Genomic DNA, 22,156 nt, shown 5'->3' on the forward strand with positions numbered 1-22,156 from the left:
AAGAAATCCTATTCCTCGCCCTCAACCAACACGGTAAAATTAGACTTCCCGTCCCAGATTGGTTCGCGACGTGCTGATCCGGGTCGCTATGTGATCCGGAGATTGACATTCATCGTATGGACGATGACAAAGCAATCACTGAAAGCGGAAACGACCGAAACCAACATGGTTCACGAGCATATCGACACGGTCGATGCATTGATGGCGTATTATGTTGCGGGTTCCCTTCCGGAGCCGGCGCGCGTTCTTGTCGAATCGCATCTGCAAATGAAGCCGGATCGTCGGCCTTTGGTACGCGACCTGGAATTTCTGGCAGGCCAGGCTCTGGAGCAGACATCCGAAGCAAATCTTGATGATCGCGATGCCAAATTGGCGCGGATATTCGCATCCGCCGCGCCGGTCGAACCCAAGCCATTGATCGCGACTGACAAACCAAGCGTCTTCCCGCGCGCGCTGCGCCGCCTCGTCGGCTTCGATGTCGATACGGTGCCGTGGAAGACCAAGCTCCCCGGCTTCAAGGAATATTCGGTTGATATCGACGGCTGCGAAGTCAGCGTCATGTGGATCAAGCCCGGCCGCGCCATGCCGGCGCATACACACAAGGGCATGGAGCTCACGCTCATCCTCGACGGCGCCTTCAACGACAATCGCGGCCGCTTCGGCCCCGGCGACATCTCCGTTGCCGACGAGACGATCGATCACCGTCCGGTGGCCGAAAAAGATCGTCCCTGCATTGCATTTTCCGTTCTCGACGCCCCCATCAAACTGACCGGGTCCTTCCGCCAGCTGATTGGCGACCTGATCGGCTGAAAGCAGCCACAATAGCGTGATAGAGCCATTATCCCGGGAGGTTGAGAGGAACTTCCGGGCCCGTTTCGACGTTTTTCGATACAACCGGAGGAATCGCGCCATGAACGATTTTGTAGCCCGCCCCGAACATGGAATTGCCTGGATCTCAGGCGCAAGCTCCGGCATCGGCCGGGCACTGGCGCTGAAATTGGCAAGCGAAGGCTACAAGGTCGCCGTGACCGCCCGCGACCACGAAAAGCTTGCCGAACTGCAATCGGAAGCCAACGGTCTTGCGGGCAGCATCATCGTTCTCGATGGCGACGTCACCAATCCCGAAGATATGGAGCATGTGCTCGCATCGATCGAATACGAGCACGGCGCGCTGGCGCTCGCTGTCTTCAATGCCGGCGTCTATCTGCCTGTTCATGCCGAGGAACTGCGCCGCGAGGATTTCGAGCAGAGCTTCGCCGTCAATCTGCAGGGCGTGGTCAATTGCCTCGTGCCTGCGGTGCGTCACATGAAGCACAAGGGGCAGGGGCAGATCGCCATCGTCTCCTCGGTCACAGGCTACGGTGGCCTGCCCACGGGTGCTGCCTACGGCGCCACCAAGGCTGCCTTGATCAACATGGCCGAGAGCCTGAAATTCGATCTCGACAAGATGGGCATCCGCATCCAGCTCATCAATCCTGGTTTCGTCGACACGCCGGCCACCCGCAAGAACGAATTCCCGATGCCGTCGCTGGTGCCGGTCGACGAGGCCGCCGCCGAAATCTATGCCGGCCTGAAGTCGAAGAATTTCGAGATCACCTTCCCGAAGCGCTTCACCTATACGCTGAAGGCTCTCAACCTGTTGCCCTACAGTCTGTACTTCTGGCTGGTAAACCGCGCCACCGGCTGGCAGGAGCGCCCAGGCGCCGATGGTCGCCGACCGGTGACGCCAAGCCCGGCGGAATAGCGCAAACGCTCACGCGTCATCAGGCCCACAACCAATCAGGATGTTGATGAGGGGATAGACGAGGCGGATGGCGACCGGGACAGGAGGTCGACTGTCTGGTCCCGCCACCCGCTCTCGTCAGCTCCGCGAAAAGACGACCTGGCGGACGTCTATGTTTCGGGCGCGGAAACCTGCTTCACAATAAAATAAATAGAACTCCCAGAGCCGCTTGAAGCGCTCGTCGAATCCCAGTGGGCGAACTCGTTCCCAAACGGACCAAAAACGCTCTCGCCATTCGGCCAGAGTACGTGCGTAGTCTAACCCAAAACCGAAGTCCCGCACCAGTGACAAATTCACTTTTCGCCCAAGTTCCGCCAAATGCTCGCGGGTCGGTAGCATGCCGCCGGGAAAAACGTACTTCTGGATGAAGTCTGGATTGCTCCTGTACTGCTCGAAGGACTCCGGCCGAATCGTTATGATCTGCAGACCCGCTTTGCCGCCGGGCTTCAGGCACTGCTCGAGCTTGGAGAAATAGGCCGGCCAGTATTTCTCGCCGACAGCCTCGAACATCTCGATCGAAACGATCTTGTCGTAGACGCCGGTTTCGTCGCGATAGTCCTGAAAGCGGAAGTCGACCTTGTCGCTGAGCCCTGCCTTGCGGATGCGCTCCTCGGCGAAGGCCAGCTGCTCGCGGCTGATCGTGAGACCCGTGACCCGACAATTCAGTTCGCTGGCGGCGAACTCGGCAAACCCGCCCCATCCGCAGCCGATCTCGAGCACATGATCACCCGGCTTGATGCCGGTTGCCTCGGCCAGAGCCCGATACTTGGCGTTCTGCGCCGACTGCAGATCATTGGCGCCGGTGGAATAAAGCGCCGACGAATAGGTCATCGTCGGATCGAGCCACTGCTTGTAGAAGTCGTTGCCGAGATCGTAATGCGCCGAGATGTTCCGCTTCGAGCCCTTTCGGGTATTGGCATTCATCCAGTGGCGGATACGCTCGACGAGCCGCGGCAGGCCGCGCTTGCCGTTGGCATAATCCTGGATCGCCTCGTCGTTGACGATGAACAGCTCCAGGAAGGCCGCGATATCGGGGCTGTCCCAATCGCCATCCATGTAGCTCTCGGCCACGCCGATCGTGCCGTTGGAAAGCGCCCGGTAGCAGATGTTCCAGTTCTTCAGGTGAATCTCGGCGTGCTGGCCAGGCGTACTGCCAGTCACCCGCACCACGCGGCCATCGGGAAAGGCGATCGTCAGCGAGCCATGCTGCATGCGAAGCAATGCCCTCAGCGCCAGCTTGGCGCGCAACGGCAGTCCCTTCGAAACCTGTCCGATATTCTGCTGCGTCAGCTGGATCGCGTTGCGTTGAGAATCGGTCAAGTCACTAGCATCACTCATGGTTTTCTCCTCCGGCAAGATTTGGCCGGTTCAGGACGACGATGCGCTGAAAATCTCCGCCCCCCGGCGATTGCTTTGAACGCTATCGTAAAAATTGGAAAAGCCAAACAATTTTCCAATCCTGTGTTGCGCACAATCGACGCATATATCGAAGCACGCTTATGTTATTCCGCTGCCTCCGCCGTCTCGCGCGGCGCGACCACGCTGACAGGGGCGGGTGGCGCGGGCTTTGGGATGTATTTCGCACCCTTCAGCCACAATTTCAGTGCCTCCCAATGAATGCCGCCGACGATCTTGATCGGCAGAAACGGAACGGCGGCCGTCAGCCAGGCCAGGTTCCTCGTCGTGAGGCTCACCTGTCGTCCCGAGAAGGTCGCCGCAAGCAGCGGGCCATCGGAATCGGTTTCGAGAATGCGCCAGCGGATCTCCTTGCCCGGCGGCAGCATGCGGAAATTGTAGCGCATGCCCATCCCGACGAAGGGCGAGACGTGAAAGATCTTGTCGCAGCTCTGCCGAATGCCGGTCTCGCTGATCTCACCTGAGCCGATAGGGCAGACGTATGTGTGCCGTTCGCCGAACGTGTTGCGCACCTCGTAGATCATCGCGATCAGCTGATCACGCGCGTCATAGGCATGGTAGACAGAGAGCGGATTGAAGACGTAGCCGAGGATGCGGGGGTAGCAGACCAGCACGATGCGCTGGGCACGCAAGCCCGCCTGCGCCAGCAGTTCGTTGGCATGCGCCCTGGCGCCCATCCGGCCGCCATGGTCGCTCTCGTGGAACGACACCGCGTTGCGCTTGTTCACGGAAAACAGCGCGGACAGCCGATCCGCCTCAGCCAGCCGGTCGAGATCGATCGCCATCGAGAATACGCGGTAGCGAAAGCGGTGGCCGAAGGGCTTCATGCGCTGGTGCATGACGTCGCCGACATAGAGTGCTGCCGCGGCCTCGGGCGGCGGCCCGTTGCCGCGCATGCTCACGCCTCGTCCTTCGCGTTCCTGCGTCATGCGACGGCGTCCAGCTCCGGTTCGATGTTGTCAGTCTTGAGCGTGCTCCAAGGGAGCGCCGCGCCGAGCGCCTTGGCTGCTGCAAGGCCAGAACTCAACCCGTCCTCATGGAACCCATAGCCTGTCCAGGCGCCGGCAAAGTAGCAGCCATTGCGTCCCTGTATCTCCATGAGCGCGCGCTGCGCCTGAACGCTGTCGGCGGAGAACTGCGGATGCTCGTAGCTGAACTCCGCGAAGACCTTGCGCGGGTCCGGTTCGCGATCGGGGTTCAGAGTCACGAACAACGGAAAGCGATCGTCGATTGCCTGCAGCTTGTTCATCCAGTAGGTGACGGCGACATCGGCGCTACCGTTAGCCGAGCTGGAGCGGAGATAGTTCCAGGACGCCCAGACCTTCCGGCGTTGCGGCATCAGCATCGGATCGCGGTGAAGCACCACCCTGTTCGGCTGATAGGGAACGGCCGCCAGCAGCCGCTTTTCCTGCTCGGTTGCGTCTGCAAGCATGCGCCGCGTCTGATCGCTGTGCGCGGCAAGGATCACCTTGTCGAAGCGGCGCTGCTCACCGCGTTCGTCGACGATAGTGACGCCACTCTCGGTCCTGATGACGGCGCTCACGCCGAGCCCGAGTTTCAACCGGTCGCCCAGAGGCTCAAGCAGTTTATCCAGATAGTTTCGGCTGCCACCGGTCACCGTGCGCCACTGGTGCTGCCTTGAATAGATCAGACGGTGATTGTCGAAGAAGTTGACGAAATGCTCGGCCGGAAACTGCATCATCTTCGCGGCCGGCGTCGACCAGATCGCGGCTGCCATCGGCACCAGATAATTGTTGGTGAACCCCGGCGAAAAACCCCGCCAGTCGAGATAGTCGCCGATCGATCGCGCGGCGAGGTGGCCGGCGGCGCGGTCGATGAGGCAGGTCTTGTTGAAGCGGAGGATTTCGCGGATCATCAGGAGGAAGGACGGGCGCACCAGGTTTCGTTTCTGCGCGAAGATTGAAGACAGCCCGCTGCCGCTCCACTCCAGCTTGCCGTGGTCGAGCGAGAGCGAAAAGCTCATGTCGCTGGCATGGGTGGCGACGCCGAGCCGTGAAAACAGCGCGGTCAGGTTCGGGTAGTTCGGCTCGTTATAGACGATGAAGCCTGTGTCGACCGAAATGGGCACTCCATCGTAGTCGACATCCACGGTGGCTGTGTGGCCGCCGGCGCGCGTTTCCTTCTCATAGAGCGTGACGTCATGCAGCGGATTGAGCGCCCATGCCGCCGATGCCCCGGAGACGCCGGAGCCGATGACCGCGATCTTCAAGCGACTGTGCGGGTGGTGAAAATGGGCATTCATGCTGCGTCCTTTACGGCGTTGTAGGCTTTCAACGCCCGGTCGCGGGCGGTCGCGTGGTCAACGATCGGCTTGGGATAGGTTTCGCCAAGCTTGATATCCGCCTTGTCGAGCACGCTCTGCGGTGCGGCGAACGGCTTGTGGATGTATTTGGTGTCGAGCGCGGCAAGCTGGGGAACGAACTCGCGGACATAGGCGCCATCGCGATCGAACTTCTCGCCCTGCAACACCGGATTGAAGATGCGGAAGAAGGGAGCGGCATCCGCACCGCAGCCCGCCACCCATTGCCAGCTCGCCGCATTGCTTGCCGGGTCAGCATCGACAAGCGTGTCGCGAAACCAGGCTTCGCCGCGCCGCCAGTCGATCATCAGGTCCTTGATCAGGAACGAGGCGACGATCATCCGCACCCGATTGTGCATGAAGCCGTGCTTCCAGAGCTGGCGCATGCCGGCATCGATGATCGGATAGCCGGTCATCCCCTTCGTCCAGGCGCGAAAATGCGCGGTGCTGTTGCTCCATTCGAACCCGTCGAAGCGGTCGTTCCAGTTGGCGTAGGGCAGCTTCGGGAAGTGAAACAGCAGATGGTAGGAGAATTCGCGCCAGGCGAGCTCCTTGCGGAAGTGAACCAGATCGTCCGCCGGCACATCCAGTCCACGCGTCTCTTCCCAAATGCGGGCAGGCGAGATCACGCCGAGTGCCAGATAGGGCGACATCATCGAGGTCGACTGCTTGGCCGGAAAATCACGGTCGGATTTGTAGCCTTGAAGGCTTTCATCAAGAAAATCGGCAAGCCGCTCGCGCGCCGCCTCTTCGCCGGCAGTCCAGACTTCGGCGAAATCCTTGGCCCAGTCCGGCTTGGTCGGCAGAAGCTTCCAGGACGCCAATTTCTCGCTTGCGGGCAGCTCCGGCGCGAATTCGACCTTCTTGGGCGCACCGACAGGGTGGGGCGGCTCACCGGCACCCTCGAGCGCCCGCCAGAACGGCGTATACACACGGTAAGGCGTCCCGCCACCCGTCTTGAGCCGCGACGGCTCATGCAGCAACTGGCCGGCGAAGCTCTGCGCATCCAGGCCCTGCTGCTCGAGTTCCCGCTTGATGCGCGTATCGATGGCTATGCCCGGCGGATCGTAGCGGCGGTTCCACATGACGGTGTCCGCACCCGTCTTCTTGATCAGGTCGCCGAGCACATCGAGCGCATCGCCGCTCAAGAGATTGAGCGAGCCGCCAAGCGCTTCGATCGATGCCGTGAGCGACACAAGGGAATGATGCAGCCACCACTCTTGCGCGCCGCCCAGAGGCCCGGTGCCGGAAGAGGAGGGCTCGCGTATATAAAGGGGAATGATCGGGCGTCCGGTGCGGCAGGCAGCATGCAGCGCATGATTGTCGTCGAGGCGAAGATCCTTGCGAAACCAGAGGATAAGCGGCTTTGCTGCATCGTCGGACAATGAATGTGATCCCCTTGTTTCTGTGTTGCTTCTGTTACGAAGCTACGGGGAGTGTGGATCAAAAGTTTCAGCCCGCATAAAGATTTAACACGGCACATCGGTAAATTATCCGACAGCATCGGTGGTTGCGCGCGTCGCGGGTCGCCTGGCGGGTCGATCGTCGCCCTCAGGCGAGATCGGCATGCCGATTTTTCCCCTCGTTCGCGCATGCAGGGATGCTCATTCCTTTAATCCACTAAAAAGATAGAGAATACTGCTCTCATCAGATGGCGGCCGGAGAATGCGGCCGCACAGGAGAGACGACGATGAGTATCATCAGGCATTTTGATCGCCTTTGCACCATCCGCGACCAGCTGGAAGCGAGGCTCGAGCTGCACGAGGCACGATACTGCTTTGGTAGCGAGGACATAGAGGATGGAACGGGCGCTGATCTGCGCGAGCGCATCATGCAGATGACCGACGAAATCTCTGCGCTCATGCACAGCCCGCGCTATTCCGATTTCTAGGAGAGGGCGATGACAGCGACATTGATCATTCCCGGGCTCAACGGCTCCGACCAGGGCCACTGGCAGCGCTACTGGCTCCGCGACCGCCCCGACAGCGTTCTGGTGGAGCAGGACGACTGGGACGATCCCTTGGTTGATCGCTGGGCCGACCGGCTCGAAGCAGTGCTGCTTGAGCACGGCGAGGCCTATATCGTTGCCCATAGTCTCGGCTGCCTGCTGACAGCGAAGTTCGCCGACCGGCCATCGGCGCGCCGCATCAAGGGCGCGCTGTTGGTCGCTCCCTGCGACCTGCGCCCCACGGAACGGCGGCACCCGGATGCCGCCATCCGCTTCGGGCCGATGCCGACACGGGCGCTGCCGTTCCCCAGCATCACCGTCGGCAGCCTGAACGACCATTACATGGAGCTCGACCGCCTGACGCTCTACGCACGTCTGTGGAAGACCGAACTCCGGAACATCGGTCTGGCGGGCCACATCAACATCGCCAGCGGCTTCGGTCGCTGGACCGGCGGCTATGCGCTCTTCGACAATCTCAGGGAGAAGGCGAAGGCGCCGAGGCGATACGTACCGGAACACACGTCGCACACCTCGCTTGGCTGATCGCCATTGCCGTTCGATGTAAACGTACGTGCCGGTATCACCCGAACGGTGAAGCGCGACAGTTGTCGTAATGCTGTAATGTGGTCCCCATCGACAGCATGTGACGGATGGGAGGCCGGATATGTGGTATGAAGTTGCCTTGGCCATGACACTCGTGGCGTTTACGCTCAGCAGTTGCCAGACGGTGGTCACAAATACGCCGACGCAGATGTCGACGGCGAAAATGAACTGCGATCCCGCCACCAACCGCTGCCAGACCCCCGAATTCGGCATCAAGCAGAAAGCCCGCCAGGGCCAGCGGGTGTCATGGACGATGCAGCCGGCCGAGGGCTGGCGTCTGACGGGCAATCCCAAGACCACCTTCGCCGGCAAGGGCGTCTATGATGTAACCGTCACCGCATGGGACGCCAACTCGCTCACCTGCCAGTGGCACGCCGAGGGTGATTCCAAGCTGTTCGCCAGCGACGGCTGGGTCGCCGGATATTGCTACGCCGACGCCGAACTGATCCCGCCGCCGGCACCGGTCAAAGTCCGTTCGACGAAGAAGAAGAGATAACGATCCCTGATCGGATGACCGCCGCGGCAAGCACCGCCGGCGGTCACGATCACGTGTTTTAGCAGAGCCGAACGGAAAGCGGCCCCGCTGCCATTGACAAGCACGCCGGTCCGGGCGGAAACCGTTGCAGCAACAACCCCCAGAGGCGCGCTGTCGGCAGCGGGCCGGACAGTTTTCTCATGGATGCATCAGCAGTTCACCAGGATAGCGTTCTGCGCCATCCCGGCTATCTCAATTTCGCGGCTTCCCGCGTCTTTTCCTCTCTCTCCTTTCAATGCGTCGCCATCGCGATGGGCTGGATGATCTACGATCAGACCCACAGCGCCTTCGCGCTCGCCATGGTCGGTCTCTGCCAGTTTCTGCCGATGGTGGTGCTGACCTTCGTGGTCGGCCACGTCGCCGATCGTTTCGACCGAAGGCGTATTGGCCTCGTCTGCCAGCTGATCCTCGCCACCGTGTCGGCGGCACTTGCTGTCGCCACATGGCAGAACTGGCGGACACCGGCGGGCATCCTGACGGCGGTGACGATCATGGGCGCGACCGTCGCCTTCGAGCGCCCGACGATGGCAGCCCTTCTCCCCAGCATCATGCCACCCTCGCTGCTCCAGCGCGCGGTGGCGACATCCACCTTGATGATGCAGACGGCGCTGATCGTCGGCCCGTCGCTGGGTGGACTGCTCTACGGCGTCGATGCCGTCGCCCCGTTCGCCGTGGCCGCCGTCCTGTTTGCCGTCGCAAGCATCAACGTCATTTCGATCCGCATGGAATGGACGCCGAGCAAGCGCGAACCTGTGACGCTCGCCTCGGTCTTCGCCGGCGTCTCCTTCATCAAGAGCAAGCCCGTGATGCTCGGCACGATCTCGCTCGACCTCTTCGCCGTTCTGCTGGGCGGCGCCACGGCACTCCTCCCGATGTTCGCCAGCGATATCCTTCATGCCGGCCCATGGGGGCTGGGCATGCTGCGCGCGGCCCCGGCCGTCGGCGCTCTCTCCATGTCGATCGTTCTGGCAAGACGCTCGCTGACGAGCAGGGTCGGAGCGAAGATGTTGACCGCCGTGGCTGTGTTCGGCGTCGCGACCATCGTCTTTGCCGTATCGACTAATATCGCGCTATCCATAGCTGCGCTGCTGGTTGTTGGCGCAGCAGATACGGTGAGCGTCGTGGTGCGCAGTTCTCTGGTTCAGCTTCTGACCCCGGATTCGATGCGCGGACGTGTGAACGCCGTCAATTCGCTCTTCATCGGCACCTCGAACCAACTGGGCGAATTTGAATCGGGCATGCTTGCGGGAATGATGGGCCCGGTTGCTGCGGGCGTGATCGGCGGCGTTGGGACCATCGTCGTGGTGCTCATGTGGACGCGGCTGTTCCCGGATCTTCGCAAGGTCGACACGCTGCAAGGGTAGGGGGCTTAGCCGCCACAGATGTGCATCTAGCCCGACCCAAGAAATTTGCGTGGCATTTCGTAGCTGCGTGCTAGCTTAATATCCGAAACAGTTTTGAGGAGAGGTCCATATGAAACGAATTTCAACCGCGCTGATGGCGCTTACGCTGATTGGCCTTTCGGCGCTCGTGGCCGGCTGCAACAGCGTCCCAACGTCTTCGGGGTCGGCATCCGGCTATGTGCCGGGCGATTCCATGAACCGGGCCTGTTCAGATGGCTTCAGGCCGAGCGATGGACGCTCCTGCAGCTACTGATATCGTCGGATTGCCGTTCATCCCCGCAGCTTGACTGTCCGCGGGGATGAAGCGAGCGAAGGCAGTCACCGAGGTATCTCGGTGCAAAACCTATCACGTTGATTTCGGAAAAGAAAAAGGCCTGCATTTTTCAATGCAGACCTTTTAGAAACTGGCTCCCCGGGCCGGATTCGAACCGGCGACCTGTCGATTAACAGTCGAATGCTCTACCGCTGAGCTACCAGGGATCACCGCTCGCCGCGGTGTGAGTGGGCTAATACAAATGCTTGCTCGATTTGCCAAGAGGTTTTTTCAAAAAAATGACATCTCCTTGCAATCATTCAGGTTATCCCCACATCCTGTGGATGACCGAGACCCCGAAAAACACCGCCAAACGCTTTGGCATCGATCACACCACCGGCCACATCGTCATGGGGCCAACCCGCATTCCGCTTCCAAAGTCGCGCATAGCCAGGCTTTTGATCGGCGGACTGCTGGTTTTGGGCGGATGTCTGGGCTTTCTTCCGATTCTCGGCTTCTGGATGATTCCGCTCGGCGTGCTGTTGCTGTCGCACGACCTGCATATCGCGCGGCGGATGAGACGACGATTTTCGGTGTGGTGGCACAGGAGGCGGAATTCCGCCTCCTGATATTAATCGCTCAGGCGAAGAGGCCGGCGATCCAGTAGAAGGCGGCCGCGATCAGTGCTGCGGCCGGCAGCGTCACCACCCAGGCGACGACGATATTGCCCGCAAGGCCCCAGCGCACGGCGGATACCCGCCGTGCCGCGCCGACGCCGATGATCGCGCCGGTGATGGTGTGTGTGGTCGAAACGGGAATGCCGAGCCATGTGGCGCCGAACAGCGTCAGCGCTCCACCGGTCTCCGCGCAAAAGCCCTGCATCGGGTTCAGCCGCGTGATCTTCGATCCCATCGTATGCACGATGCGCCAGCCGCCGAACAGCGTGCCCAGCGCCATCGCCGACTGGCAGGAGAGCACCACCCACAGCGGCACATGGAAGCTTCCGCCGAGATAGCCCTGCGAATAGAGCAGGATGGCGATGATCCCCATGGTCTTCTGCGCATCGTTGCCGCCGTGTCCGAGGGAATAGAGCGACGCCGAGACGAACTGCATGATGCGGAAGGTGCGGTCGACCGCGAACGGCGTCTGCCGCACGAAGAGCCACGAAACGATGAGCACGAGAAACAGCGCCAGGAGGAAGCCGATCATCGGTGACATGACGATCGCGCCGGCGGTCTTGAGCAAACCACTCCAGACGATCGAGCTGAAGCCGACCTTGGCGAGCCCGGCGCCGACCAGCCCGCCGACCAGCGCGTGCGACGAGCTCGAAGGGATGCCGAATACCCAGGTGACGATGTTCCAGATGATCGCGCCCATCAGCGCCGCGAAGATCACCATCGGCGAGACGATGGCCGGATCGATGATCCCGGTCCCGAGCGTCTCGGCGACATGCAGCCCGAAAAACAGGAAGGCGATGAAGTTGAAGAAGGCCGCCCAGGCGACGGCGAACTGCGGCCTGAGCACGCGCGTCGAGACGATCGTCGCGATCGAGTTCGCTGCATCATGCAGGCCGTTCAGAAAGTCGAAGAACAGCGCGACCGCGATCAGCCCGGCAAGCAGCGGGAAGGCAAGGGTGGCGTCCATCAGACGTTCTCGATCACGATGCCGCTGATCTCGTTGGCGACGTCCTCGAAGCGGTCGACGACCTTCTCGAGCTCGCCGTAGATCTCGCTGCCGATGATATAGGCCATCGGGTTGGTGGCACCGTGCCGGTGGAAGAGGTCTTTCAGACCCTGATCGTGCAGTTCGTCCGACCGTCCCTCGATCCGCGTCACCGCCTCGGCGATCGCCGTCAGGCGAGGGGCGTTGGCGTTGATCCGCTCAAGAAGCGGAATGGCCTCGGCGATCATGTGCGCGGCCTCGACGATCGTCTTGCCCATCTCCTGCATCACGGGATCGAAACTCTTCTGCTCGAACAGGCGGATGGTCTTGACTGTCTTGTGCATCATGTCGATCGCGTCATCCATCGACTGGATGAGGTCCTTGATGTCGACCCGGTCGAAAGGCGTGATGAAGCTGCGGCGAACGGCGAGCAGAACATCGCGGGTGATATCGTCAGCCTCGTTCTCCAGCGTGACGATGCGCGCGCAATGCTTTTCGGTGTCGTGTCCGGAGAGCAGCTCATTCAGCGCCTCGGCCGCGCCCACGACTGTTTTCGCGTGCTGCGCGAAGAGATCGAAGAACCGGTCTTCGCGGGGCATGAGTTTCCGAAACCAGCTCAGCATATTATCCATCCATATGAAATTTTTTGTGCGTTCCTCATAAAATAGCGCACTTCGCAATAAAAGTGTCACAATCGAGCCAGCGCCAATTCTTTTGCGGTTTTCCCCGGCGCAAGATCAGTCTCGTCTTCGCTATGGGAACACTGCGCTTAGGAATGCGTTTCTCTTTCAAGCGTTCGAAACGCGAGCCGTATTAATTGTTCGAAGGTGTGTGAGATGAGAAAGCTTGCAATCATGATCGTGGCATTGGCAACCGCAATTGGCGGGGCAGGGCCCTCATTTGCCGAAAACTGGGGCGATTCGCACTCTGTTCAGAGCCGCGGGAGTTTTGGCGATTCCGGTGTCAGGAACGGACATTTCGGAAACCGGTGCGCCTACTACCGCTGCGGCAACAGATATAGCTACGACAGACGTTATGATCGGCGCTATTATAATCACGACTATGACCGCTATCATCGTCACAACGACGCCGGTCTGATTATTGGTGGTCTGGCGGCGGGCGCTCTGATAGGCGGACTTATCGCCTCGCAACCGCGCGCGCCCAGATATGTCGGCAACGACCATGTGAGTTGGTGCTATAATCGCTACCGCTCGTATCGCGCATCCGACAACACATACCAGCCGAACTACGGCCCCCGCCGCCAGTGCGCCGGCCCGTGAACGAGCCGGGGCTCGCATAGCGGGGCTTGTATGCAATGAATATAAACCTGATCGCCCTACACGGCGGTCAGGTTTTTAATGCTTAATGCGGCAGGAGCGCGAATTGGTGTGTTCGATCACGCGCTGATGCGAAATCGCTACCGCCCCAAACACAATCACATCATTTGTCGGTGAGAAAATTTGGAGGCCTCGCCCGGAATTGAACCGGGGTACAAGGATTTGCAGTCCTCTGCGTCACCACTCCGCCACGAGGCCTCACGACGCTTACTTTCGAAAGCGTGGGCGGCATTTAGAATGAATAGAAAACAAGCGCAAGGGGGTTGTGCAAAAACCTGGGGATTTCAGACGCCAAAATTGGCTATGGAACATGGCCGGCCGACACTGCCTGAACTAAGGCCCGCGGAACGTGCCCGCAGCTCAGCCGCGCGTCTGTCAGTTACCTCGCAGCGAGACGAGCGGCGATACACCGTTGGTCGCCACACTTGGCACACTCGCGTGCACAAGCGGTATCATCACGATGATTGCAAATAGGCCTCCGATAAAGAGACCACCCAAAAGAGCTGATTTCGCCATTAGACCCCGCTGGCCATCGTTCTTATTGGTTAAAGTCATCGCTAATAAAGCTGACGATCACCTGAACGTGTTGGTTGCGGGAGACGATGTCCGAACCTCAGCCTGTCTCTTTTCCGAGTAAGCCGCAGCACATGATTGCGATCAGCGCGGCGACGATGAAAAAGTCGAACAGCGAGAAATATTCAGCTATGACTGACATGATCTTCTCCTCCTTATTCCTCCGGTTGCAATATTATCACAATCTTATGAACGTCACCATGGATTTTTCTGAAGGTCCTGGGCGATTGGCCACACTGTCCGAATTCTTGCTGCAGTCGCTCAGGAAGCCTTGAAAGCCGGTTGCCCTGCGATTAAGACACGGATGAGCAATAAGCGCTTTTCATTGGGCGAGAGGACACTATGAATTTCGAGACGGCACGCGCCAACATGGTCGACAACCAGATCCGCACCACGGATGTCACCTCGCACTCCGTGCAGGTCGCTTTCCTTGCCGTGCCGCGTGAGGCTTTTGTCCCGGAAAAGTCAAAGGCGATCTCCTACATCGACACCGACGTCGAAATCTGTCCGGCGCAGGCGGGCAAGCCGGCTCGTTTCCTGATGCAGCCGTCGCCGCTCGCCAAGCTGCTGCAGCTTGCAGCCGTGACCAAGGATGACGTCGTTCTCGATGTCGGCTGCGGCACGGGTTATGTTTCCGCACTCTTCTCCAAGCTCGCCGGTTCGGTCGTCGCTCTCGAAGAAGACGAAGCGCTTGCCGCTGAAGCGACGGCAAACCTCGCCGACTACGCCAACGTCTCTGTCGTCACGGGATCGCTTGAAGCCGGCAGCGCCAAGGGCGCGCCGTACGACCTGATCTTCGTCAACGGCGCCGTGGAAGAGGTTCCGGCTTCGCTCTTCTCGCAGCTGCGTGAAGGCGGCCGCCTTGTCACCATCAAGGGATATGGTGGCTCGGCGCGTGCGACGGTGTTCGTCAGCGAGCGCGGCGCGGTGTCCGAAAACGTCTTCTTCAATGCTTCCGTCAAGCCGCTGCCGGGCTTTGCCAAGGCACGCGAATTCGTGTTCTGAGTTACGCGCGACGTGGGTTCTTGATGATGCGGGCGCCACTGGCGCCCGTTTCTGTTTCAGGCGGACCATCGAAGCAGTCATTGACGTTTGAGAAAACTGTGCAAACCGACAGTCATTTGATTCGCGATGATTTTTTTCCCCGATCGGCTATCCTACAGTCTGGGTGATTCGGATGCCGACACCTCGCAATCCGGTCGTTGTTTGAGAATAACGGGGATAGATATGGCTCAGCCAAGCGTAGCGCGTGAACCGTCCATGGAAGAAATCCTGGCGTCGATCCGCCAGATCATCGAAAGCAATGAGCCGGGCGCGGGCAGGGCACTCTCCGCATCGCTGCCGCCTGTTTACGGTGATGATGAAGACGATCACGGCTCCGACATTCATCTGACTGTCGATCAGGCTTATGCCGGCGTGGAATTCCCCGATCCCGCACCGCAGCAGACCGATCCGCGCTTCGTTGCCGCCAATTCCGCTGGCTCCGCACCCGCGCAGGAAGCGCCGCGCGCCGCCATGTCGCTCGCCGATGTCGCCGCCCGCGTTCGCGCCGCCTCCGAGCGCAACACGCTTCAGCCGCAGCGCGAGCCGCCTCTGGAATTCCGCCAGCAGCCGGCGCCTGTCGCTCCGGCTCCCGTCATGGAAGCTCAGCCGCCGCAGGCAGTCGAGGAGCACCCGGTGATGCAGCAGGCGGCTCCGGCGCCGCAGCGCGCACCCGAGCCCGTGCTGGCTGACGAACCAGCCCCGATGGCGTTCGAAATGCCGCCTCAGCAGCCGGTGGCCGTAGAGGCCGAAGCCGTTCAGCCCGCAGCAGCGCCGGTTCAGGAGCAGGTCGCCATCGCTCCGCCCATGGCTGCCGCGCCGGTCGCAACACAACCGCTCTACGCCGGGCCGGTCTCCGCGCCGATGTCGGATCGCCTTCTGCCGAGCCTGATGGAAGAAACCCAGCAGTCGCTGTTGTCGCAGGATGCCGGCCTGCAGATCGCCCGCTCGTTCGAGGAGTTGGCCGCCGCCATCGATGGCGCCGAGCGCCGCTCGCTGGATGAGATCGCCGAAGACATGCTGCGCCCGATGCTGCGCGACTGGCTCGACGATAACCTGCCGACCCTGGTCGAGCGCCTCGTGCGCGAAGAGATCGAGCGCGTGGCGCGCGGCCCGCGCCGCTGATCGGATCCGTCGCTTTTTACAAAGAGCCGCTCCGGTCCCCGGGGCGGCTTTTTTATTGACTTGCTGGCGGGCATCCTATTTACAACCCGCATCCAGAAAACCTCCAGATTTGGTCCAAAAATGCTCGAAAAGACCTACGATTCCGCAGCCGTTGAACCGAAGATCGCCGCGAAATGGGACGAGGCGGACGCTTTCCGCGCGGGCGCCAACGCCAAGCCGGGCGCCGAAAGCTTCACCATCGTGATCCCGCCGCCGAATGTGACGGGTTCGCTGCACATGGGCCACGCGCTGAACAACACGCTGCAGGACATCATGGTCCGCTTCGAGCGCATGCGCGGCAAGGACGTGCTGTGGCAGCCGGGCATGGACCATGCCGGCATCGCCACGCAGATGGTCGTCGAGCGCAAGCTGATGGAGCAGCAGCTTCCGGGCCGCCGCGACATGGGCCGCGAAGCCTTCATCGAGAAGGTCTGGGAGTGGAAGAACGAGTCGGGCGGCCTGATCTTCAACCAGTTGAAGCGCCTCGGCGCCTCCTGTGATTGGTCGCGCGAGCGCTTCACCATGGACGAGGGCCTGTCCGAGGCCGTCCTTGAAGTCTTCGTCAGCCTCTACAAGGAAGGCCTGATCTACAAGGACAAGCGTCTCGTCAACTGGGACCCGAAGCTACTGACCGCGATTTCGGACATGGAAGTCGAGCAGCTGGAGGTCAAGGGCAATCTCTGGCACTTCCGCTATCCGCTGGAAGCGGGCGTCACCTACCAGTATCCGGTCGCTTTCGACGAGGAAGGCAAGCCGACGGAATTCGAGACGCGCGACTACATCGTCGTCGCAACGACCCGTCCGGAGACTATGCTCGGCGATACCGGCATCGCGGTGAACCCTGAAGACGAGCGCTACAAGTCGATCGTCGGCAAGCATGTCATCTTGCCGATCGTCGGCCGCAAGGTCCCGATCGTCGCCGATGACTACGCCGATCCGACAGCCGGCACCGGCGCCGTCAAGATCACGCCTGCGCATGACTTCAATGACTTCGAGGTCGGCAAGCGCGCCGGTTTGCGCGCCATCAACGTCATGAACATCGATGCCTCGATCTCGATCAAGGAGAACGAGGACTTCCTCGAAGGTCTCGATCATCCGGCAGCACTTCATGGCGCCTGGGACCGTCTGGAGGGCCAGGACCGTTTCACCGCCCGCAAGATCATCGTCGAGATTTTCGAAGAGGCCGGCCTGCTCGACAAGATCGAGCCGCACAAGCATGTGGTCCCGCATGGCGACCGCGGCGGCGTGCCGATCGAGCCTCGCCTGACCGACCAATGGTGGGTCGACAACAAGACGCTGGCCCAGCCGGCGATCGCGTCCGTCCGTGAAGGCCGCACCAATTTCGTACCGAAGAACTGGGAAAACACCTATTTCCAATGGATGGAAAACATCCAGCCTTGGTGCATTTCGCGTCAGCTGTGGTGGGGTCACCAGATTCCCGCCTGGTACGGTCCCGATGGCCAGGTCTTCGTCGAGAAGACCGAGGAAGAGGCGCTGCAGGCCGCCATCCAGCACTACATCGCCCATGAGGGACCGTGGAAGGCCTGGGTCGAGGAAAAGCTCGAGAACTTCCAGCCGGGCGAAATCCTGACGCGCGACGAAGACGTGCTCGACACATGGTTCTCTTCCGCTCTCTGGCCGTTCTCGACCCTTGGCTGGCCGGAAAAGACGCCCGAGCTTGCACGCTATTATCCAACCAACGTGCTCGTCACCGGTTTCGATATCATCCCGTTCTGGGTTGTTCGCATGATGCAGATGGGTCTGCACTTCATGAAGGACGAGGACGGCGTTCCGGTTGAGCCGTTCCACACGGTCTATATCCACGCGCTGGTTCGCGACAAGAACGGCCAGAAGATGTCGAAGTCGAAGGGCAACGTCATCGACCCGCTGGAACTCATCGACGAGTACGGCGCCGACGCGCTGCGCTTTACGCTGGCGATCATGGCAGCCCAGGGCCGCGACGTGAAGCTCGATCCGGCCCGCATCGCCGGCTACCGCAACTTCGGCACCAAGCTGTGGAATGCGACGCGCTTCGCCGAGATGAACGGCGTCGTCAACGACCCGCATTTCATTCCCGAGGCAGCCGAGCTCACGGTCAACCGCTGGATTCTGACGGAACTGTCCCGCACCGAACGCGACCTCACCGAGGCGATCGAAGCCTATCGCTTCAACGATGCCGCCGGCGTGCTCTATCGCTTCGTCTGGAACCAGGTCTGCGATTGGTATCTCGAACTGCTGAAGCCGATCTTCGGCGGCACGGACGAGGGCGCCAAGAAGGAGGCGCAGTCCTGCGTCGCCTACGTGCTCGAAGAGATCTACAAGCTGCTGCATCCCTTCATGCCCTTCATGACCGAAGAGCTCTGGGCGCATACGGCAGGCGAGGGCCGCGAGCGTGATGGCCTGGTATGCCACGCCGAATGGCCGTCGCCGTCCTACGCCGACGACGCGGCAGCCGACGAGATCAACTGGCTGATCGACCTCGTCTCCGACATCCGCTCGGTTCGCTCCGAAATGAACGTACCGCCGTCGGCCGTAGCCCCGCTCGTCTTCGTCAACGCCAACAGTCTGACGCGTGACCGCCTGTCGCGCCACGATGCGGCGATCAAGCGCCTCGCGCGTGTCGACGGCATTTCGCTGGCCGACCAGGCGCCGAAGGGTGCGGCCCAGATCGTGGCCGGCGAAGCGACGGTCTGCCTGCCGCTCGGCGCGCTGATCGATCTCGGCGCTGAGAAGGCCCGCCTTGAAAAGGCGATCGCCAAGACCGAGGCAGAAATGGCCAGGATCAACGGCAAGCTCTCCAACGAGAAGTTCGTCGCCAACGCCAACCCGGAGGTCGTCGCGGCCGAACGGGAGCGTCTGGAAGAGCTGACGGTCCAGCTCGCGAGCCTCAAGATCGCGCTCTCGCGTGTAGATGAAGCTTCGTAAAATCAACTTTCAATAGTATTTCATTCCAAGGCGCCCGATGAAGAATCGGGCGCCTTTTTTCGAAAAATTAACCGTAATCAGGCCTTTCGCCGCCACAACTTGGTCGGAGCGGCAGCATTTTTCAGCTTTTCCACGAAGTTTTTCCTAAAAATCAAACTGTTGTCAGAAGGTAACATATCTGTGCTCGTATAGAACGATCACCCTATCGTTCGATCGATTCCGGGATTTTTTGAGATACATTTTCTAATATGAGGAAATTTTGACGTGCTCGTCAATTTTTTACGTAAAGCATCCATTAGCTCACTTTTCAATCGCGCCCGGTCACGAAGTTGCCATTTTAACCTCTCGCCGTCACAGTCCCACCATCGCAATTGCCTCAGTGGGGGAGACACCTTGGCATCTCGTAAGGTTCTGGCGGCAGCCCTGCCGCTTGTTATGATTTCGGCGCTCACCCAGCCTGCCCTCGCGGGTGGTCTGGAACGTGGCGGCTATAATATCGATCAGTTGTTCGATGCATCGCAGTTTTCGATTCAGTCCGGCGTGATCTACGTCATGCCGCAGCGCAAGCTGAAGAATGCGCGTGACGTGAATACTTCGAACACCACAGGCGGCGGAAATCTGAATTCGCGGCCCAACCATGCTGATGACACAGAGAACTATGCCATTCCCTATTTGGGCCTCAAGGGTGGCGTCGGCGATGTTGACTGCCTTGTTGATTATTCGGAGCCGTTTGGTGCGCATACGAACCCAGGTGTGAACTGGGCGGGCGCGAACAACAATGTCGAGACGAAGATCGACAGCCACAATTACGGGGCGACCTGTTCCTACAAGTTTGATCTCGGCCAAGGCCAGGCGCGCATCATCGGTGGTGCGTTCTATCAGGAGATCGAAGGCTTCCAGGAAAAGCTGGTCAGCACCGCGCCGTTGGCACTTGGTATTGGCACTGGTGTCGGTCGCCTCGATTTGAGTGACAATGCATGGGGCTGGCGCCTCGGCGTCGCCTATGAGATTCCCGAATACGCCATGCGCGCCAGCTTGGTGTACAACAGCCGCGTCAAGTATGACGGTTTGAGCGGCACGGTCGACCTGACGCAGGTTCCCGTGGTGCCGGTATACGGCGGGAGGATCACCAATGTTTACGGCGAGGCGGAAGCTCCGGATTCGCTTGAGCTCAAGTTGCAGAGCGGCATCGCGCCCGACTGGCTGGCTTTCGGCTCAGTGAAGTGGACGAACTGGAGTGTCCTTCAGTCCGTGTCTCTTTGCCCCACCTCGACGCGCGGCACTGCCTGCGGCCAGTCGAACCAGCTGACATCGCTCGATCTCGGCTACCGTGACGGTTGGACCCTTACGGGCGGCGTCGGTCACAAGTTCAATGATCAGTGGAGCGGGGCAGTCAGCCTCACCTGGGATCGCGGAACGAGCGATGGCTATGGTGCGCAGGCCGATGTATGGACGCTCGGCGTCGGCGCCTCATACAGCCCGACTGAGAACATCGAGTGGCGGCTCGCTGGAGCGCTTGGCGTGATGACCAGCGGATCGTCAGGCACCATCGTCAAGGATGGCGTAACCTACGGTGACGACGCAACCTACGACTACGGCAACGATCTCGTGGCGGCCATCTCCACCAGCATCAAGGTCAAGTTCTGACCAGCCAAGATCAGTGCAAGTGAAAGCCCGGCAAAGTGTCGGGCTTTTCTTTGTCTTCGCGCCATTAAGCATGCTCTCGTCACGTGTCATTTTGTGACGATTCAGCAACAGTTTTTTTTGAGTGTTGGCGTATGATGGGCTCCATCACGAATTGTCCATTTCCCGCCACAAACTAGGCGCAGCGGTAATCTCGGGCGAGGGAATGACAGGCATAGGGTGCGCGTAAAAGAGTAAGATGGGTCGTTTTTCGGTGAGTGTGAAAGAGACGGACATGAGGTGTGGCGCAGTTGCCGCCGCTTCGCTTGTTTCGCCTGTTTTACAGGGTGTTTCAGCCGGAAAGCGCCGTTCGATCGCAGCCTTCTCAAGCCTTTCATCTTCCTCACGTTCGACGGTGTTGCCGCTTTCCGAACTGGCTTTCGGTAACGACGTCTCGCGTTTTGTCACAATTGGTGACTACGACATTTCTGAAGGCGAAATGCCGCTCCGCGGGCTCGCTGAAATGAGGTTGAAGGCATCGTCGTCAGTTCGCGCCGGAAAGCGGGCGGATAAGGTCGGTGCGAAGGGAATGAAGGCTCTCTCTGAAGAGCAGAAGGCTGGATGCGACGCGGGCAAGCGGGTCTTGGAACCCACCGCGGGATCGCTCGCCGAAGGGACTTTATCTGCGGGCCGAACGGGCGGGATGTTCGAGATGGCGCGTATGGGTGGAAACGAAAGAAATCGAGTGAAATGCTGACGTTCGAGTTCAGACCTTTCAGATTGATGCTTATGGGGCTCTCCGTCGCCTGCTGCGCGGCGATGAGTTGTCCGGCAAGCGCGTTCGACATCAAGTCGGGCGTCAACAAGGAATCCGGTCCTTTCGATCTCTTCAAGTTCGGTTTCAAGGCCTACAAGAACGGCCAGAAGGAAGAGGCTGTCGAAGCCTACAAATACGCCGCCGAAAAGGGCCACACCGGCTCGCGCTGGGCGCTCGCCAACATGTATGCCGATGGCGACGGTGTTGCGCAGGACGATTTCGAAGCTTTCAAAATCTATAGTGAGATTGCCCAGCAGGGTGTCGAGCCCGGCTCCGAGGATACCGGCTTCTTCGTCAACGCGCTGTTGTCGCTCGCCGGCTATTACAAGCACGGCATTCCGGGCAGCCCCGTGAAGACCGATCTCACGCAGGCGCGCCAGATCTATTTCCAGGTTGCCTCCACCTTCGGCGTTCCCGAAGCGCAGTTCCAGCTGGCGCAGATGATGCTTGCCGGCGATGGCGGCGCCACCAGCACGCAGCAGGCCAAGAAGTGGCTGAACCAGGCCCGCAAGGCCGGTCACCCGGGCGCCATGTCGGTCTTCGGCAATATCCTGTTCCAGGAAGGCCAGTCGGCCAACGGCCTGGCGCTGATGACGGCGGCACTCGATCGCTGCAAGCCGAAGGATTGCAACTGGATGGAATCGCTGCAGGAGCAGGCCTTCTCGGTTGCCAGCGAAAGCGACCGCCGCAACGCCATCGCCCTCTCGCACAAGATCGCCAGCAGTAACACCGACTGAGCGATGTAAGACCGGA

21 protein-coding genes and 2 tRNA genes are annotated in these 22,156 nt (G+C 60.3%); 15 read left to right on the forward strand and 8 right to left on the reverse strand.

All coding sequences use genetic code 11. From position 1 onward, the window contains the following. The first annotated feature begins 123 nt into the window (after window positions 1–123). Together J5286_RS08390 and J5286_RS08395 are read left to right on the forward strand one after the other, a co-directional pair. Complete coding sequence (locus tag J5286_RS08390; protein ID WP_245205583.1) at window positions 124–810, forward strand: ChrR family anti-sigma-E factor; 687 nt, start codon at window positions 124–126, stop codon at window positions 808–810. Window positions 811–910: 100 nt separating this feature from the next. Continuing rightward, on the forward strand, window positions 911–1,744 hold the full coding sequence (locus J5286_RS08395) for an SDR family NAD(P)-dependent oxidoreductase (protein ID WP_209189914.1): 834 nt from the start codon (window positions 911–913) through the stop codon (window positions 1,742–1,744). A 117-nt stretch (window positions 1,745–1,861) separates the two neighbouring features. On the opposite strand, the gene J5286_RS08400 is transcribed toward J5286_RS08395, so the two are convergent. The 4 genes from J5286_RS08400 to J5286_RS08415 form a co-directional block, all read right to left on the reverse strand. Further along, window positions 1,862–3,121, reverse strand: coding sequence for an SAM-dependent methyltransferase (locus J5286_RS08400; protein ID WP_113236999.1), 1,260 nt, complete (start codon window positions 3,119–3,121; stop codon window positions 1,862–1,864). Window positions 3,122–3,285: 164 nt separating this feature from the next. After that, complete coding sequence (locus tag J5286_RS08405) at window positions 3,286–4,128, reverse strand: DUF1365 domain-containing protein (protein ID WP_209189915.1); 843 nt, start codon at window positions 4,126–4,128, stop codon at window positions 3,286–3,288. Then, a complete protein-coding gene (locus J5286_RS08410; RefSeq protein WP_209189916.1) occupies window positions 4,125–5,462 on the reverse strand; it encodes an NAD(P)/FAD-dependent oxidoreductase in 1,338 nt (445 codons plus the stop codon). Before J5286_RS08410 ends, J5286_RS08405 begins: the two co-directional genes overlap by 4 nt. Then, the gene (locus J5286_RS08415; protein ID WP_209189917.1) at window positions 5,459–6,904 is read right to left on the reverse strand and encodes a cryptochrome/photolyase family protein; all 1,446 of its coding nucleotides are present in this window, start codon (window positions 6,902–6,904) and stop codon (window positions 5,459–5,461) included. Before J5286_RS08415 ends, J5286_RS08410 begins: the two co-directional genes overlap by 4 nt. Before the next feature lie 305 nt (window positions 6,905–7,209). Between J5286_RS08415 and J5286_RS08420 the strand changes: the two genes are divergently transcribed. The 5 genes from J5286_RS08420 (at window position 7,210) to J5286_RS08440 (ending at window position 10,261) form a co-directional block, all read left to right on the forward strand. Further along, on the forward strand, window positions 7,210–7,410 hold the full coding sequence (locus tag J5286_RS08420) for a hypothetical protein (RefSeq protein ID WP_112941478.1): 201 nt from the start codon (window positions 7,210–7,212) through the stop codon (window positions 7,408–7,410). Between the two features lie 9 nt (window positions 7,411–7,419). Continuing rightward, a complete protein-coding gene (locus tag J5286_RS08425) occupies window positions 7,420–8,010 on the forward strand; it encodes an alpha/beta hydrolase (RefSeq protein WP_209189918.1) in 591 nt (196 codons plus the stop codon). Between the two features lie 121 nt (window positions 8,011–8,131). Then, window positions 8,132–8,566, forward strand: a complete 435-nt coding sequence (locus J5286_RS08430) for a hypothetical protein (RefSeq protein ID WP_209189919.1) — start codon at window positions 8,132–8,134, stop codon at window positions 8,564–8,566. Window positions 8,567–8,745: 179 nt separating this feature from the next. Continuing rightward, window positions 8,746–9,969, forward strand: coding sequence for an MFS transporter (locus tag J5286_RS08435; protein ID WP_209189920.1), 1,224 nt, complete (start codon window positions 8,746–8,748; stop codon window positions 9,967–9,969). Between the two features lie 109 nt (window positions 9,970–10,078). Further along, complete coding sequence (locus J5286_RS08440) at window positions 10,079–10,261, forward strand: hypothetical protein (protein WP_209189921.1); 183 nt, start codon at window positions 10,079–10,081, stop codon at window positions 10,259–10,261. A gap of 152 nt (window positions 10,262–10,413) precedes the next feature. Here the strand turns inward: J5286_RS08440 and J5286_RS08445 are convergent. After that, a tRNA-Asn gene (locus J5286_RS08445) sits at window positions 10,414–10,488 on the reverse strand. Between the two features lie 117 nt (window positions 10,489–10,605). Here J5286_RS08445 and J5286_RS08450 point away from each other — a divergent pair. Further along, on the forward strand, window positions 10,606–10,890 hold the full coding sequence (locus J5286_RS08450) for a hypothetical protein (protein ID WP_209189922.1): 285 nt from the start codon (window positions 10,606–10,608) through the stop codon (window positions 10,888–10,890). 10 nt (window positions 10,891–10,900) lie between these two features. Here J5286_RS08450 and J5286_RS08455 read toward each other — a convergent pair whose 3' ends face one another. Together J5286_RS08455 and J5286_RS08460 are read right to left on the reverse strand one after the other, a co-directional pair. Continuing rightward, a complete protein-coding gene (locus J5286_RS08455) occupies window positions 10,901–11,905 on the reverse strand; it encodes an inorganic phosphate transporter (RefSeq protein WP_111561368.1) in 1,005 nt (334 codons plus the stop codon). Further along, window positions 11,905–12,546: a DUF47 family protein gene (locus J5286_RS08460; protein ID WP_209189923.1), complete on the reverse strand. Its 642-nt coding sequence runs from the start codon at window positions 12,544–12,546 to the stop codon at window positions 11,905–11,907. The genes J5286_RS08455 and J5286_RS08460 overlap by 1 nt, the downstream gene beginning before the upstream one ends. A gap of 213 nt (window positions 12,547–12,759) precedes the next feature. On the opposite strand from J5286_RS08460, the gene J5286_RS08465 reads away from it, so the two are divergent. After that, on the forward strand, window positions 12,760–13,203 hold the full coding sequence (locus J5286_RS08465) for a BA14K family protein (protein WP_209189924.1): 444 nt from the start codon (window positions 12,760–12,762) through the stop codon (window positions 13,201–13,203). Window positions 13,204–13,384: 181 nt separating this feature from the next. Here the strand turns inward: J5286_RS08465 and J5286_RS08470 are convergent. Beyond that, window positions 13,385–13,458 (reverse strand) — tRNA-Cys (locus J5286_RS08470). A 717-nt stretch (window positions 13,459–14,175) separates the two neighbouring features. Between J5286_RS08470 and J5286_RS08475 the strand changes: the two genes are divergently transcribed. The 6 genes from J5286_RS08475 to exoR all read left to right on the forward strand — a co-directional run bounded on the left by J5286_RS08475 (window position 14,176) and on the right by exoR (window position 22,140). Then, window positions 14,176–14,838, forward strand: a complete 663-nt coding sequence (locus J5286_RS08475) for a protein-L-isoaspartate O-methyltransferase family protein (RefSeq protein ID WP_209189925.1) — start codon at window positions 14,176–14,178, stop codon at window positions 14,836–14,838. 222 nt (window positions 14,839–15,060) lie between these two features. After that, window positions 15,061–15,999 (forward strand): DUF2497 domain-containing protein, encoded by a 939-nt coding sequence (locus tag J5286_RS08480; RefSeq protein ID WP_209189926.1) that lies wholly within the window; start codon window positions 15,061–15,063, stop codon window positions 15,997–15,999. Window positions 16,000–16,119: 120 nt separating this feature from the next. Then, on the forward strand, window positions 16,120–18,963 hold the full coding sequence (locus J5286_RS08485; RefSeq protein WP_209189927.1) for a valine--tRNA ligase: 2,844 nt from the start codon (window positions 16,120–16,122) through the stop codon (window positions 18,961–18,963). A 393-nt stretch (window positions 18,964–19,356) separates the two neighbouring features. Beyond that, window positions 19,357–20,610 (forward strand): OmpP1/FadL family transporter, encoded by a 1,254-nt coding sequence (locus J5286_RS08490; protein WP_449089389.1) that lies wholly within the window; start codon window positions 19,357–19,359, stop codon window positions 20,608–20,610. A gap of 235 nt (window positions 20,611–20,845) precedes the next feature. Beyond that, window positions 20,846–21,343: a hypothetical protein gene (locus J5286_RS08495; RefSeq protein ID WP_209189928.1), complete on the forward strand. Its 498-nt coding sequence runs from the start codon at window positions 20,846–20,848 to the stop codon at window positions 21,341–21,343. After that, window positions 21,337–22,140 carry an exopolysaccharide production regulator ExoR gene (gene exoR / locus J5286_RS08500; protein WP_018900092.1) on the forward strand — a complete coding sequence of 268 codons (804 nt, stop codon included), beginning with the start codon at window positions 21,337–21,339 and terminating at the stop codon, window positions 22,138–22,140. Before J5286_RS08495 ends, exoR begins: the two co-directional genes overlap by 7 nt. Window positions 22,141–22,156 lie beyond the last annotated feature (16 nt).

It is taken from the genome of Rhizobium sp. 16-488-2b (assembly GCF_017741815.1).
Lineage (GTDB): Bacteria > Pseudomonadota > Alphaproteobacteria > Rhizobiales > Rhizobiaceae > Rhizobium.